The organism is Ruegeria conchae (assembly GCF_000192475.1).
Lineage (GTDB): Bacteria > Pseudomonadota > Alphaproteobacteria > Rhodobacterales > Rhodobacteraceae > Ruegeria > Ruegeria conchae.
The window spans coordinates 25073-39098 of sequence record NZ_AEYW01000028.1; the positions used below are offsets into that span (position 1 = coordinate 25073).

Below are 14026 nucleotides of genomic sequence, written 5' to 3' on the forward strand. Positions count from 1 at the left end.
GCCTCGAGTTGAGCTTTTCCCAGCGAGTAGTTGGCGCAAGGAAGTAGCGGCTTGAGCACCAAGACAAGTAATTGGGAAGGGCAGGGGGCCAATGGAGCTGATGACGTATTTCCTCAACCCAACAAATCTGCTGCCGGGTTTTCCGCGATATCGACATCGTCGTAATATTTCTGCGCCTGGGCCATGGAGCGATGCAAGGAAAGGCGCATGGCAGCCTGGATCGGGGCGCCATCCAATGCGGCCTGTGTCAGAAAACCCGAGCGCAACCCGTGGGGCGAGGCGAAGTCCTCGGGCAGTCCAGCCAGTCTTAACCGGTGCTTGACGATCTGATAGATCGCATCCGGACTCAGGCGGCGCTTCAGAACGTTATCGGCTTTGGAGATGGGGCGGAACAGGGGGCCATCCTCTATCCCGCCCACCTCGATCCAATGCACTAGCGCCTGGGCCGCGCGGCCCTTGAGCACCAGCCGGGGCGTCTCGCCCTTAGTTGTGGTCTTGGTCTCCAGCAGGGAAATCCAGACCACGCCGGTCTTTTCAAACTCTTTGAGACTGACATCCTCGCGCATCAACCCAGTGATCTCAGAGCGCCGGCGCCCGCCGCTGGCCCAGCCCAGCATCAGGAGCGCCCGGTCGCGGCAATCCCGGCGCGAACCGCGACAGGTGTCCAGCAGCTGCTCCAACACATCGCGGGTGATCGGATGGGCAGATTTCGGGGCAGGTGGCCGGGCAGCGGCGCGGCGGGCCTTGGCTCGGGCCTGTTTCACCTGCGGGCTGTCAAATGGGGAGGAGAGGTTCTTCATTCTATGAAAGGCCAGCCAGGAGGCGATACGCCGGTCCAGCGTAGACGGGGCTGGGCAGGAGAGGGACTTGCGCAGCCTTTGTGCGATCAGCGCCTCCGCAGCCTGAAGCGCGCGGTCCTCGTGCGGGGCGTCGTTTAGATCGCGGGCATGATCGAGGATGAAGGCCAGCGCCGTGGCTTCCGTTTCGGGCCACCGCAACGCCAGATCGAACCGCGCGGACTTCCAAGCCGTGATGTAGAGCAGATCGCGCTCATAGGCACGCAGCGTGTTGGCGGGCGTGCCACGCACATAAAGATCAGTGAGTGCCTCCTGATCCTCTGCTGAGAGGGCAGGGGAGGGGGCGGGGAGGTATGGCGCTAAGGCGGTCATCGCGCCATTCTGCGCCGGTTTTTCGCAAAAATCAATTATACATGATAAGGGATACTTATCGGATATGGTAAGAGTTTGATAGAGTGAGAAATGTAACAACCAAAAAGAGTGAATTTTGCGCGTAATGATGTTATTAGGTTAAACGTAAAGGCTTTGCCGGGATCTGTTGCGGACCTCGACTGTTGACCTTCATGGAGTTGCACCTCTGATCGTTCTATTCGTCTTGAATAGCCTCCCTGCATTCATTCGATTGGGTAATTGCCCGCAGTTTGTTGTAAGAACCGTCTGAGATTGGGTCTTCGCCGCGAGCTCGGCCACCATCATCCCGATGGAACACAGGCTGATCATGCACTAACAATCAAACTGGACCAGTCAGATGAGGCCACTCACACAACTGAGTTGGTGTTGGAATTTTTAGTCTAATGACCGTTCAACCAAATCAAGACGACAAGGAAATGGTTCTGTCGCAAACTTTGTCCCTACCTGTCAGGTCGAGTGCATTTCTGGTAGCGCGCACTAGAACTTGACAGGAGCAGGCCGTGACGATCTCATTTAAGGGTGCGCATTTTCCGAAAGACGTGATCTTGCATGCGGTTTTCTTCTACCTGCGCTACGGTGTTTCATACCGGGATCTGGAAGAAATCATGGCGGAACGTGGCGTTGATCTGGATCATGCAACGCTAAACCGCTGGGTCAGTCGATATGCAGGCCTCATTGCTGAAGCTGCGCGGTATAGAAAGCGTCCCGCCGACCGTTCGTGGCGAATGGATGAAACCTATGTGCGGGTCAAAGGCAAATGGGTTTATCTTTACAGAGCGATCGACAAACACGGCAAGACCCTGGATTTCATGTTGTCCGAGCGCCGGAATAAAGCCGCTGCGACGAAGTTCTTCGCCCGCGCGCTTGAGGTGAACGGTCTACTGCGCAAGATCGTCATCGACAAAAGTGGTGCCAATACAGCTGGCATCAAGGCGATCAACAAAATGCTCAAGAGCTTTGGTTGTCCAATCCCGATCGAGATGGTCAGGCGCAAATACCTCAATAACATCATTGAACAGGATCACCGATTTATCAAACGAAGGATCAGACCCATGCTGGGGTTCAAATCCTTCGCTTCAGCCGCATCTGTCCTGGCAGGCATAGAACTGGTCAACATGATCCGCAAAGGTCAATTCACGCCCGGACTCCGTCCGTTTCAGCAGTTCATCCAAATGGCGGGATAAACTGCTCGCCAAATCCACTGATGCTTTGCCATCTAAAAAGTTTGCGACAGAACCTATCGACATGTATGCCGAAGGGCACACTGTCACCGATGCGCCCAAGCTGCCGCTGAACATGCTGGACGCGCTGCGCGAATATGACAAGGATGCAGGGTTGAAGGCTGCTATGGGCGAGGAATTCTCGGCCGCTTACCTGAAGATGAAGAAGCAGGAGTGGATGTCTTTTACAAACCACTTTTCGCGTTGGGAAAAAGAACACACATTGGATGTCTAACTGTTTGATCCCATCGCGTTGTTTTAGGATGTTCTGGCCCCGCCAAGTGGGAAGAGTTTGAGCATAACAGGCTGACAAATAGAAAGGAGTTCGCATGCGGTTTTTGGCGTCCCTCATATTCATTGGTGTTCTCGCAACCGCTGCGAATTCTGACGTGACCAGTCGAAATGGCGGTCCAAACAACAGTCAAATGCTGTCAAAGGGTGGTGACGGAGGCGTTGATGGTGTCGCTTTCTTTCGTCCAGTCTTAAGCGGAGTGTTGTATCGATCCGGTTTCAAGGGCGGCGACAAGGATCGAACGGGCCTGAGTGAAGAACAACGCGAAACTTTGTGTGATGAAGGGTTTTCAACCGGGTTTTATGCGGACTTCGGCAAAAACACTGAATACGGTCGCACCAGTTGCGGAAACGGATCTTTCGACTATCAAAGCGCCAGATCCTCCCGTCCCAGTGCTGTCATGTCGTCCATACACGAGGTGATTGAAAACCCTGGAAAGGGCCCTGTTCTGGTGCACTGCATGTGGGGCGTTCATTCCTCGGGGGCATTGTCGGCAATGGCGCTCGTTCAGTTTTGCGGTTGGACGGAAGAAAGGGCCAAGGATTATTGGAATGGTGCCCGAAACGGGGCCCCTTGTTCAGGCGGGTGCGACAAGTGGATTGACACAAAGTTCTCCAACTTCAGTGTCGACCCAAAGTTGAAAATCTCCACCGAACAACAGGCAGCGATTTGCCCTAAATGATACCGGGAGGACTATCTAAATGAAGTTCAATCTTCTTGGGTCACTTGCTCTCATTGCACCCACTGCCTTGTGGGCGAACGACGATGTTCTGGGTGAAGCCACGACATTTGATAGTCCCAACGGCATTACTGAACGCTGTATTCGGATCGAAAAAGTTCCGACTGGCGAGTACAAGGACAGCGATCTTGAGGAAGAAACTGCCTATTGCGAGATCGATTTCTATGCCTCCGAAATTGCTATTTGCCCGAAAACCTGGAGCACCAGCCCAGGAATGGCCGTCTACGATATTTCGGAAGGACCCTACACGGGGAACCGTTCTGAATTCGAGAGAAACGCTTGCAAAGAGGGGAAGGCGGCGAATGATCTGGCCAAGGACAGGGTGGCTAAATTCAAGTCCACCATGAACCAAAAGGGCACCAGTGGAACCTTTTCCACGTCTTCACTGCTTTACTATCATTTCTCCAGATATTTCGACGCGACTGTCAAAGTTCCAGTCGCCGTTTGGCGTAGCATGGACGCCCAGGCGCATTTCTCCGAGGTTGCAGAGCCTGGCCTTGCGATTTCTGGTGGCTCTCGCGGCGGGCGCATGAACCATGAAGGCTGGCGGGTCTTTGCAGCTGCGGACGCCGACCCGAACTCATACCAACCGACCGATGATCTATTCACCGCAGATCGAACGCAAATATACGGTGTACTGCTTGATAGTCCTGGGCATCGATACGGCTCGGAAATCAACGGCACCCGCAAGTCTGGTTGGGGGAAAGGCCAAAACCGTGATTTCCAGGAAACGCCTGCTTTCTTGGCTTTGCGTTCCTCAAAACCCCTGCCAGAGGCTATTGAAGAGGGCGTTAAAGAAGGCCGAAGAGACCGGATGATCAACAAGGATCTCGGCCCCGATGTCAGTGACCAACAGATGGCATTTTGGATGCAAGAACTTACCGAGATTGTTCTACTCGACTTCATCTTCAGCCAGCAGGACCGTGTAGGAAACATAGACTTCACACCCTATTGGTATTGGGTCGAAGACGGAAAGCTAAAACATAAGAAAACGAAGCACCATCAGCCGAACGATGGAGATATTCCCGCCGACGCATTATTGATCCGTCGCAGCAATCTAAACGACAACGATGCTGGCGGGCGTGTCGAGTATGCCAACTTCGCGAAATCTACTCAAATGCTGGAGAAAATGCGGCACTTCTCTCCAAGTACGTATCGGCGCTTGGTTGCATTGAATAGTGACCTTCAGTCCCAAGGCCCGGTCTATGACTGGTTGTCGCAAAGCTTTGGATTGTCAGACAGACAGATTGCACAAGTTGTCAAAAACACTGCGCTGGCAACGTCCATCCTCCAGAGCAATTGTTCTAGTGGTGATTTGATGTTCGACTTGGATCCTGTCGCATTCTTTTTGAGAAACGACACCGAGGTAGAGGTTGTGGATTGTAATGACCCTTAAGCGTTCTGCCCTTGTTGCGGTGATCATTTGGACCAATCTGCTCGCCAGCAAAGGGGCGGCATTGGATGTCATCGTCATATCGGATTTGAACGGAAGCTACGGTTCGGTAAGATACGATACCCGCGTCGACAAGGCGATTGAGCGCATAATCGAGATTGATCCAGATCTGGTTATTTCGACCGGAGATATGGTTGCGGGACAGCGCATTCCCAACTTGTCCGACAAACAGGTCAGGGAGATGTGGAAGGCGTTTCACGAGGCCGTATCAGATCCTTTAGAGGCTGCCGGCATTCCATTTGCAGTCACGCCAGGAAACCATGATGCCTCTGCCTACCGTGGGTTCGAGCGTGAAAGAAAAATATACGCAGAGGAATGGGTTCCGAGAAAACCAGACGTCGATTTCCTGGTTTCAGATGACTACCCACTCTTCTACGCATTTGAGATGCAGGGCATTACTTTTGCGTCTCTGGATGCAACGACACTAGGACCTCTATCCGGTGACCAGCAGGACCGCCTACAGGAACTGGGTGCAGACGGAGACCCGATTGTCACTTTCAGTCACCTCCCACTTTGGCCGTTCGCGATCCAACGCGAACGCGAAATCATCGGTGACCCAACACTTGAAAAAATCTATCTGGAAAGCGGTGTTGTTCTGCATCTGTCAGGCCACCATCATGCCTTCTACCCCGGTTGGAAAGACGGTGTGGCTTATGTCTCTCAAGCTTGTTTGGGAGGTGGTCCACGGCGGCTTATTGGCGATAGCACCAGATCACCTCACAGCTTCACTCATGTTACGTTCCAGCCGAACGGAGAGTTTGGGATAGCAGTATATCGAGGGCCTGATTTCGAAAGGTCGGTAAACTTCAAGTCGCTCCCGAAAGAGATCAGATCCCCGAATGCGGTGTTGAAACGTTTAGACCTTGTTAAATGACTAGAGGTTGAGTTTCAGTTCAACTTTTTCAGGAACCAGATCGTTTATCATCTCTTCTATCCGAGCTTCTGAAAGTCCACCCGAGGTGATGAACAGTAATGAAACGCGAGATTTTCCGGGGACGTGGTGTTTTCTGACCAGCTTCCATCCAGCGTCTGCGGCCATAGCTTCAATGGCGCCGCTGACATTCAACGAGTGCTCTTCGTCTGAGGCCTTGAGGGAAATCTCTACACCCTTGTTTCTTCCACCAAGCCAAATGAAACACCAACATACAACCGCCACCAGTGTGGCCATCAGCGGCAAGCCCAGACCGACCGCAAGACCAAGAACGGTCACGATTATCATTTCGACAGTGTCCACCGGATCATCGAGATTGGAGCGGAACCTGAGCAACGCGCCGATGCCAAAGATAACGAAACCGATCATTGAACCGTGCTGAACCACCAGAAAACCAACCGCCATACCGATAAGCGCATACAGGAAGAAAAGCCTTGGCATAACTATGTCGCGGACGCTTCTACGGGCTTTACGTCTCACCGGATGATAGACGATCAAGCCAGCCAGAATGATCGTGACGATCACATCGAGCGTGAAGAAATACAGTTCCTGTTTGCCACGAAACTGCGTCCACCGGCGTTCGATAACGATTTCCGACCCCGAAGCCCCGGCCAGCATCGTCGCAGGGTCGACTTGTGACACCGCAGCACCTGGCAACAGCAGCATCAACAACACGGTCACAAATGTGAGGGTCGTATTCAACTTGTCTTCCTTCCTGCTCACGCCAAAGGCTTACGCTTAACCAAAGGCACATCATGCCCTATTCAATTCAATCGCAACAGGCGGGATCAGGTAAAGAGATCACAGTGCATTCTTCGGACAACGTATCCGGACTGTGATACGAACGCTGATACAGGGATGTGGTCCAAGCGCGAGAGAATCCAATGACAGAAAACAGAGTGTTTTCGTCAAAAGCTGAAATTTCACGGTGTTTCTGCAAACTTAGACGACTCGCTTTTGCGGCCAGTTTGGTTGCGGCAGCCTTCTTGTCTTGGACCGATTTTGCCTGCGCCGAAAGTGCTGGTTTGGTTCTGGTCGATAAATTCAAGGTGGCAGACAAATCAGAGGGATTTTCAGAGCCTTCCGGCTTGGCAATGTCTAACGCTGAAGGCTTCTTGTGGTCTGTAAGTGATGCCGAACCTAAACTGCACCTACTCGGAGTCGACGGGGTATTGGGAAACTCTTTCAAGTTGCCAGCATTGGCAGGATCAGATTTGGAGGGTGTTGCACCTCGAAAGGATGGGTCTGTTTTGGTGCTTCAAGAAACTGACCGATCAATCCTAGTCGTTCACCCAACCGACCCCATTCAACTGACGACAATACCTCTCGCATCTCTTAAAGGTTACCCGACCGCCGCTGCATTACTCGTCGGCAACCCTTTGAACAAGGGACCCGAAGGCATCGCCGTTGACCCGGAATCTGGGCGGGTGTTCGTTGGCATTGAGGGACAACCAAGGTTGTTAATGGTGTTATCGCCAGAGCTGGACGAAATTATTGAGATCATTCCTTTAGCCCGCGATGCAGGTTTTATCTCCGAGCGTGTAGATGATGATGAACTGGATTTGAGTGGCCTGGCCTGGTCCCGGTCCTCGCGTTCTCTTTGGATTGTGAGTGACAAAAGCCGTCAGATCTTCGTCTACAATCCAAAATCCAAGTCAGTAAAGTCTATCAGTTTGACGTTCACAGAAGATGGCGAACAAAAGGAAGTTAAACATCCCGAAGGAATCGCTCTCGATGAGACCAAAGGGCTTCTCTACATCCTGACAGACGACGCCAAGAAATCACGGCTTTACGTTTTTAATATCCCCAAATTTTGATCGTTAGAGAATGAAGTTCACATCGCCACAATAGCTGACGCAAGTTGTTGCAGCTAGCTTACCATTCCTCGTCGTTGGTCCACCCTAATCAGAACCGAACACTTAAATTCGCACCTAGGCCATGTTCTTGGCCATTGGAGCGAACAGAATAGCCATATCCTGCCGTTAGTCTGGCCAGATCAGAGATCTGATACCCTAGCCCCAGACCAAGTACGAAGCCATTTGCACCTCGGTTTTGTCCGACTTGTGTGAACGTGCCAAATATCGGGCTCGTCACAGTGATTTCGTGCTCACTATCCTTGTTGGCAAAGAAGTCATACTCGTAACGAGCAAAGGCGATTGGGGTTAGCAATCCATTCTCTGTCAAGAAGTCGCGTTGGTAATCAACTCCAATGGAAGCAACCAGAGACTCTGCGTTCGCTTTCTCAATCGAGTAGTTGAAATCACCACCGCCCGTCTCTGTGCCTGAACCTTGTTGAATACGCCCGTAGTTCAATCCAAAAACCGTAGAAACCCTTGCACCGCTGTCCAGGTTAAACAGCTTCAGTGCCTGGATACCGGCATGGATGCCCTCTTGGTCCAAATCAGACTTTGCCTCGCCTCCCGTAAAGCCATCAACAGAAGGGTTATTTCGCTTGGCGTCGGTTTCACCGAACATGTAACCGACCAGCCCGGAGAACTCCCAAGTTCCGGTTGTTGTGCGCCCATAGACGCCCACATGATAGCTGTCGGTCGAAAAGTCCTGATCGACTTGATCGTGTTCATCCATGGAGGATGTCCCAAAACCTGCGTACACGCCGACCACACCTCTATCGGTGCTTGCGACATCCGCTCCGACCAAAATCGTGCCCAGCGAATAGTCGAATGTCCCAAGGCCATTGCTTCCATCAACGTCCCCGCTCACATAGGCCGTGTCGATCCACCAGCGCCGATCAGAGCAGTCTATTGCGCCACTAGGGCTCTGGGCCGAGTCGATGTCTCCCGATGCAATAGGTTGATCCTCATTGCTGAAGCCGACCGCTTGATACTTGCGGCAATCAGCGTGGCTCAGCACGGTGTTGGTTATCAGGTCAAGTTGCTCCAGACCAACGGTCAAATTGGAGGAATATGGTTCTGCGTGCACACGATTAAACCCAGCCAAACCTGAATTGGTAAGCGTGTTAACGGCATTGCCCAAGGTTGTGCCGTTGGTCAGAATGGTTCCGGGCGACGTGTTTGTGGTGTTGGCCACCGCACCAGCGAGATTGCTTGCATTGGGTGATCCTACAACTGCTGGATGCTGCGGTAAGCTCGAGACAGGGAGGGTAGAAAACGCAATATCAATTCTCCCGTCCACAGTTGGCGTATTTGAGATACTCAGACTAGAAAGAGCGGGTAGAGAACCTCCGGCAACAAGAGTTGGGGAGTTTCCATCAAAACTCGAGGCTTGAAAAACCGTGTAGTCGTTGCCAGCAGCATAGTCCTGCGCAGTCAAGCCTGGACGAGCGGCTTCGACTTGTATGGTGGCGTTGTTGATACCAGTGACTGCGTCTGTTGACGAAACCAGATCCGCTTTTTGTGCCGCTGCGGGGTCGACTTCCGACAAAATCGTCGACCCCGCAGCGAAGGAAATTGCACTATTAATATTCAACGTCCCAATCGAGGAGCCCGGTGAAAGAACAGCGCCATTTCTCACGTTGAAATTGAATGCGTTCACGGTGCCGTTGCCGGCCAGAGTACCAAAGTTATCAAAATCGACCGTGGTTAAGCTGCTGGACGCGTCAAGCCGAAGTGTTGAACCAGCACCGATCACCATATTGCTGGTGGCCGACATTGAACTGTTGGTCAGTGTAAAATCAGACGCTTGAGCGCTTCTTGTCTGAATGTTGATCACACCAAACGCGATTTCCGTCGCGTTTGTTACTGTCAAATTATCGTAAGTTAACGGCGTGTCTGATTGGAAAAATACCTCGGTTGGGTCAACATCACTCCCATTTGCGGGCGCAAATGTCATGGACCGTCCTGATCCTATCGAAGTCCCTACAATATTGACTCGTAGTCTGCCGTTGATTTGCGTCGTCAGGGCCTCCCGTGAAACAAAGTCGCCGCTCCCTGCCGCGACATCGACGTTCAACAAAGTCAGTACCGATGCTCTGTCTGGATTTTGACTCTGCCCCGGGACATACAGCTCAATTTCCCCAGAAGGCGTTATGGTGGAATTACCAATCAGAAGCGCCGTGATGGGCCCGTTTGGAATTGGCAGGCAGGTTTTAACAGTAGAAGATATCGTCTGCCCGCTAAGAATGGTCTCTGTTCCAGCAGTGTATTCTTGACGCGGAGCACCAACTTCAGCGCAAGATTGCGAACTTTGGGCCTGGGCAATGCCGGGCAGTAAGAAGTACGCCAAGGCTCCGAGTGTGAGCTTAGTGAAAAGTGCGCGATCAACGTACGGCGCTACGCTTGCCTGAACTCGATCCTTTGTTTCCATAAGCTCTCCCCACTAACTTCACAAACGCGGCCACAACCTTTTGCGATCATCCGGAGAATATTTGAGCACAAAAAAATATTCGAATGAAAGACCGCTATGGCAAATGGTTTTTGATGGGGGGCCGCGGTGCAACAGTGCCGCTTGAAGATTATTCGCCTCGCGATAGAATTTACTCACGAAACTGCAAGAACTCTGCCCGGAGTATTCGCGCATGCAGAAAGCACACCAGTTACGTCCGTCTGCTGCGACGAAGCGCTTAAAGCGGCCGTTCAAGCAAAGTGCAGCGAGTTGTCGAATGCCAGTGTTCGAATTATGGATTGCGCGGATGATGTTTGCTCCCAACTGTCACGCGTCGCGGCGAACTGCAGATGTACTCTTCTGCAGGGAAAGGAGCCCCAAGGTGGAAGTGCGGAAAGTTGGACTGGATATCGGTTTCGCCACGCTCAAAGGCTCGTCCACGGCGGTCAATTCCCAGCGCTTAGCCTGCAACTCCGGCGTGTCGAAATCTCGGATCATGGAAGCGTCTGAAGGCATAGTCTGCTGCGGAAATGGTGCCGCAGAGAAGGTCATCGACAACGCTTTCGTGAGAGAGCCAGACGACCCTTGGAGTGTAAGCGTTGCTTTTGATGGCGATACCATTCGCGCGATGACGTCGCACAGCTTTTTCGATCACAGCCGCCGACAGGGTTCCAGTTCGGGCTGTTTGGCGAAGAACGGTCGAAATTCCTTGTCTTCAGTGATGGTGACGAAACTAAATCGAATTCGGTGACAACACCGGCGAACCATGCAGCGGAACCTTAGGTACATGATGGAGAATCGAAAATGGAGACTAAGATAGCCAGAAAGAGCAACCGCGACGATGCCCGGAAATGGGCGTTCTTTCTCTGTGCAATCTTGACGGCATTCAACACTGGTCCAGCAATTGCACAAGATTGGTCTGCGCTGCCGGCGCGGTTGGCCGAAAAGGTCGAAGCCGCCCAAAGGGCTTGTTCTGAATTCGAGAACGGACAGTTCGCCCTGGAGTTCGGTGCGGTTCGCCGCGTGGATCTGGACGGAGACCTCCAGCGGGACTGGGGGCTGGACGAAAGTGGATTCTCGTGTTCGACCGCTGCATCACTCTATTGTGGTACAGGCGGTTGCATGTCCCATTTCCTGATCGAGGATCGTGCGTTTTCGCTTCTCAATCAGGGTTGGGAGATGGCGAACATCGGCCCGTTCCGGGTGCTTCTGGCGGATGTGCATGGCTCGCAGTGTGAAGGTATCAACCCAACGCCCTGCATCGTAGCCAGCGTATGGGATGCAGAAGAAAAGGTGTGGCGCAGCACGCGCGCAGAGTGGGAGTAGCGTATTTGAAACGACACCTCGAAATGATTATGCTCAATATCGGCACTATCGCATCGGTGCTGGCTGTTTCGGGGTGCATTGAAACTACTCCTGAGGTTGCCATAAGCGAACCTGATCCGGAATTGATCTTCGTCCGCGGCTACAGAAGCGCTGCTGATGATTGCCGCCTCGTTGGCGAAAGCGCTTTTACCCTCGATTTCCTAGACGACGCTGCCGATCTTGTAGCGTGTTCAACCGGTTCGACGGATATGGATGAACTCATGGCACAGACTGGTGTGCCAATCCTGACCCAGACGAACAGCTACACATTTTTCAGCGTACCGCGAAGGTAAGAAACATCCATGTCCGCGTCCCAATTCATTTTTTCTTGCGTCCCCACAACAATGGCAACCATTACAAGAATCACGGCCACTGCGAGGAGTGCAACGAAATCTTTCAGAGAAAAGTTGTCAACATCGTTTGCCATCTCACTATTGGCTGCAGCTGTGATCGGGAACAACGCTGCGGGGGATCCTATACCCGAGGGTCCACCTGGCGACATTGGCACCTTGACCGAGGAAGACTTCATTGTCGATGGATCTGCAGGTGGCGCAAAACGCTTTACCTTCACCAATGGCGAGCGAAGCCTGTATTTCATCCCCATGATCCATATCGCCGAGCAGCCTTTCTATGATCGTATTGCCGCTGAGGTCGAACGCCTCAAGCTAAATGGAGCGGACCTCTATTACGAGTTTATCGACTTCGACACGGCCAGCGTCGCCGACAAACTAAGGATACGCGCAATGCTGGGCATGCTTCCCTCGCCGGCCTTCTATGCCGAGAACGTGTCGGACGGTCTTGTTGCACAGGACAACGAGGCTTTCCTTGGCTTCCCCGGTGGTCAGGATGTGAACGTGGATCTGACACCAGCACAAATCGCAGACGCCTATGAAATGCTGATTGGACCACTCGAAATCAGCGAAGAGAACCTGTCGACGCCCATGAGAGACTTCGTTCTGCCGACTGCGGACCCCGCGCGGGTCACGCAGATCACAATTGACGCACGTAACAGGCACTTGGCAGCCGTGATCGATGCCGCTCCGGGTAACGTCGTTGTCCTCTATGGCGCAGCGCATGGCGCGGGGACCCTGCAAGAGTTGCGGGCTCTCGATCCCGAATGGCGGCGCGCGCCCACATTTTGACCGGCCGACCCCACCTGACAGTTTAGTATCGACGCCCGAGAAAGAGTGCGTGCGTCTTCGCGTCTGGTTTACCCCAGAAGCGTGCTTCACTCAAAAAGCATGATGAGGTGACACGGAGGCCACGATATGGGTCGGGATTACCAGGTGCATTTTGTACTACCGCAGCAGGGAAACCGAGCGCTGCTTCAGAGAAGATTCTAAGGTGGCGAATTTGGACACTCACCGGTTTTGAGGGAGCAGTGCCAAGGCGATTGACTAAGCCGTGGAGTAGGGTCCATGATTTCAGAGAGATCGGGCCGCCGCTCTAAGGAGTTCGGAAATATGGGATTTGTTCAAGCAACCAAAACGTGCTTTGGAAAGTACTTTGTTTTTTCCGGGCGTGCAGTGAGGTCTGAGTACTGGTGGTTTGTGCTGTTTGTTGTTCTCGTAAGCCTCGTCTTTGCAATCGTCGACGCATCAATCTTTGGGACGGATCCCGAAACCGGACAAGGCATCCAAGTCCTGACCCCAATTTTTCAGCTTGCCGTTCTAATACCCATGCTGGCTGCTGGATGGCGTCGACTGCACGACACAGGACGACCGGGCTGGTATTTGCTTTTGCCTGCAGCACTAAGCATCGCGACTGTGCTCATGCTGTTCAGTGGCATCGCAGTGTTCTCTGCGCTCGAGCAAGGCGCGAATGATCCTGAAACTCTGAGGGGTCCAGCGGCTTTCCTCGGTGTCACCGGGTTGATGGTTGTCGGTATTCTGCAACTCATACTCTCAGTGCTCATGATCTGGTGGCTGAGTCGACCGTCACAAGAAGGCGATAATGCATACGGTCCCGCTCCAGTTTGACGCTATGACGCAGACTTGGTCAGAGGTTTTGCGGGGACGTAGTAAAGTTGTTTGGGAGAATACTAAGGAAGAATCTACGGTTTGCCTGCACGGGTCTCGCTATTCCGACTGTCAACAACCAACAGAATCAAATTTGGGGGGGAATAAGTGTCTAACTATTCAAAAATTGGCCTTGCAGTCTTCGTTGCAACGGCTGTCGCAGGCTGTGTCGAGACGACGCAACCCGGCTCTGGTGACGGTGAGGCCGTCGCGCGCGCCAATTGCGTCGCAGATGTCAACTCTACCGTCGGTGTCACCGGTTCGTCAGTGAACGACGTTACTCGCCTTGAAGATGGCTTTAGCCTGCTCATGAACGTACCCGGCGCGCAAAATTTCTGGGTCTGCGAGACGACTCCGTCCGGCGCTGTCACGTCCGTGTTCTTCATGGGTGAGGGATAAGCTCTTTGAAGCGGGCGGTCTAAAGAGCCGCCTATTCCAAGAGGAAAAAAGATGTGAAGCGGGTGTGGCTTTGGGCACTAGGTTGATGAGTCAACCGGC

13 protein-coding genes and 1 pseudogene are annotated in these 14026 nt (G+C 52.8%); 11 read left to right on the plus strand and 3 right to left on the minus strand.

Features of this window, described 5'->3' with window-relative positions; translation table 11 throughout:
* Positions 1-113 precede the first annotated feature (113 nt).
* The gene (locus tag G7G_RS0122320; RefSeq protein ID WP_238528859.1) at positions 114-1268 is read right to left on the minus strand and encodes a tyrosine-type recombinase/integrase; all 1155 of its coding nucleotides are present in this window, start codon (positions 1266-1268) and stop codon (positions 114-116) included.
* Between the two features lie 440 nt (positions 1269-1708).
* Here G7G_RS0122320 and G7G_RS0122325 point away from each other — a divergent pair, with 440 nt between their 5' ends.
* From G7G_RS0122325 to G7G_RS0122345, 4 genes and pseudogenes are all read left to right on the plus strand, one after another.
* The gene (locus G7G_RS0122325) at positions 1709-2392 is read left to right on the plus strand and encodes an IS6 family transposase (RefSeq protein ID WP_010443762.1); all 684 of its coding nucleotides are present in this window, start codon (positions 1709-1711) and stop codon (positions 2390-2392) included.
* Positions 2393-2447: 55 nt separating this feature from the next.
* Positions 2448-2663: pseudogene (locus G7G_RS0122330) on the plus strand (type III glutamate--ammonia ligase); the annotation flags it as partial.
* Between the two features lie 758 nt (positions 2664-3421).
* Complete coding sequence (locus tag G7G_RS0122340) at positions 3422-4855, plus strand: hypothetical protein (protein ID WP_010443769.1); 1434 nt, start codon at positions 3422-3424, stop codon at positions 4853-4855.
* The gene (locus G7G_RS0122345) at positions 4845-5786 is read left to right on the plus strand and encodes a metallophosphoesterase family protein (protein ID WP_010443771.1); all 942 of its coding nucleotides are present in this window, start codon (positions 4845-4847) and stop codon (positions 5784-5786) included. The genes G7G_RS0122340 and G7G_RS0122345 overlap by 11 nt, the downstream gene beginning before the upstream one ends.
* Here the strand turns inward: G7G_RS0122345 and G7G_RS0122350 are convergent, their stop codons facing one another.
* Positions 5787-6545, minus strand: a complete 759-nt coding sequence (locus tag G7G_RS0122350) for a DUF4956 domain-containing protein (protein ID WP_010443773.1) — start codon at positions 6543-6545, stop codon at positions 5787-5789.
* A gap of 182 nt (positions 6546-6727) precedes the next feature.
* Between G7G_RS0122350 and G7G_RS0122355 the strand changes: the two genes are divergently transcribed.
* Positions 6728-7660 carry an SdiA-regulated domain-containing protein gene (locus tag G7G_RS0122355; RefSeq protein ID WP_010443776.1) on the plus strand — a complete coding sequence of 311 codons (933 nt, stop codon included), beginning with the start codon at positions 6728-6730 and terminating at the stop codon, positions 7658-7660.
* 88 nt (positions 7661-7748) lie between these two features.
* Here G7G_RS0122355 and G7G_RS0122360 read toward each other — a convergent pair whose 3' ends face one another.
* A complete protein-coding gene (locus tag G7G_RS0122360) occupies positions 7749-10127 on the minus strand; it encodes an autotransporter family protein (protein ID WP_238528860.1) in 2379 nt (792 codons plus the stop codon).
* A 211-nt stretch (positions 10128-10338) separates the two neighbouring features.
* Here G7G_RS0122360 and G7G_RS0122365 point away from each other — a divergent pair, with 211 nt between their 5' ends.
* The 6 genes from G7G_RS0122365 (at position 10339) to G7G_RS0122395 (ending at position 13927) form a co-directional block, all read left to right on the plus strand.
* A complete protein-coding gene (locus G7G_RS0122365; RefSeq protein ID WP_010443781.1) occupies positions 10339-10896 on the plus strand; it encodes a hypothetical protein in 558 nt (185 codons plus the stop codon).
* Positions 10897-10949: 53 nt separating this feature from the next.
* The gene (locus tag G7G_RS0122370; RefSeq protein WP_010443783.1) at positions 10950-11471 is read left to right on the plus strand and encodes a hypothetical protein; all 522 of its coding nucleotides are present in this window, start codon (positions 10950-10952) and stop codon (positions 11469-11471) included.
* A 23-nt stretch (positions 11472-11494) separates the two neighbouring features.
* Positions 11495-11803, plus strand: coding sequence for a hypothetical protein (locus tag G7G_RS23590; protein ID WP_010443785.1), 309 nt, complete (start codon positions 11495-11497; stop codon positions 11801-11803).
* A gap of 114 nt (positions 11804-11917) precedes the next feature.
* Positions 11918-12652, plus strand: a complete 735-nt coding sequence (locus G7G_RS0122385; protein ID WP_010443788.1) for a hypothetical protein — start codon at positions 11918-11920, stop codon at positions 12650-12652.
* Positions 12653-12973: 321 nt separating this feature from the next.
* On the plus strand, positions 12974-13489 hold the full coding sequence (locus G7G_RS0122390) for a DUF805 domain-containing protein (protein ID WP_029622284.1): 516 nt from the start codon (positions 12974-12976) through the stop codon (positions 13487-13489).
* Between the two features lie 147 nt (positions 13490-13636).
* Complete coding sequence (locus G7G_RS0122395; protein ID WP_010443792.1) at positions 13637-13927, plus strand: hypothetical protein; 291 nt, start codon at positions 13637-13639, stop codon at positions 13925-13927.
* Positions 13928-14026: the final 99 nt, after the last annotated feature.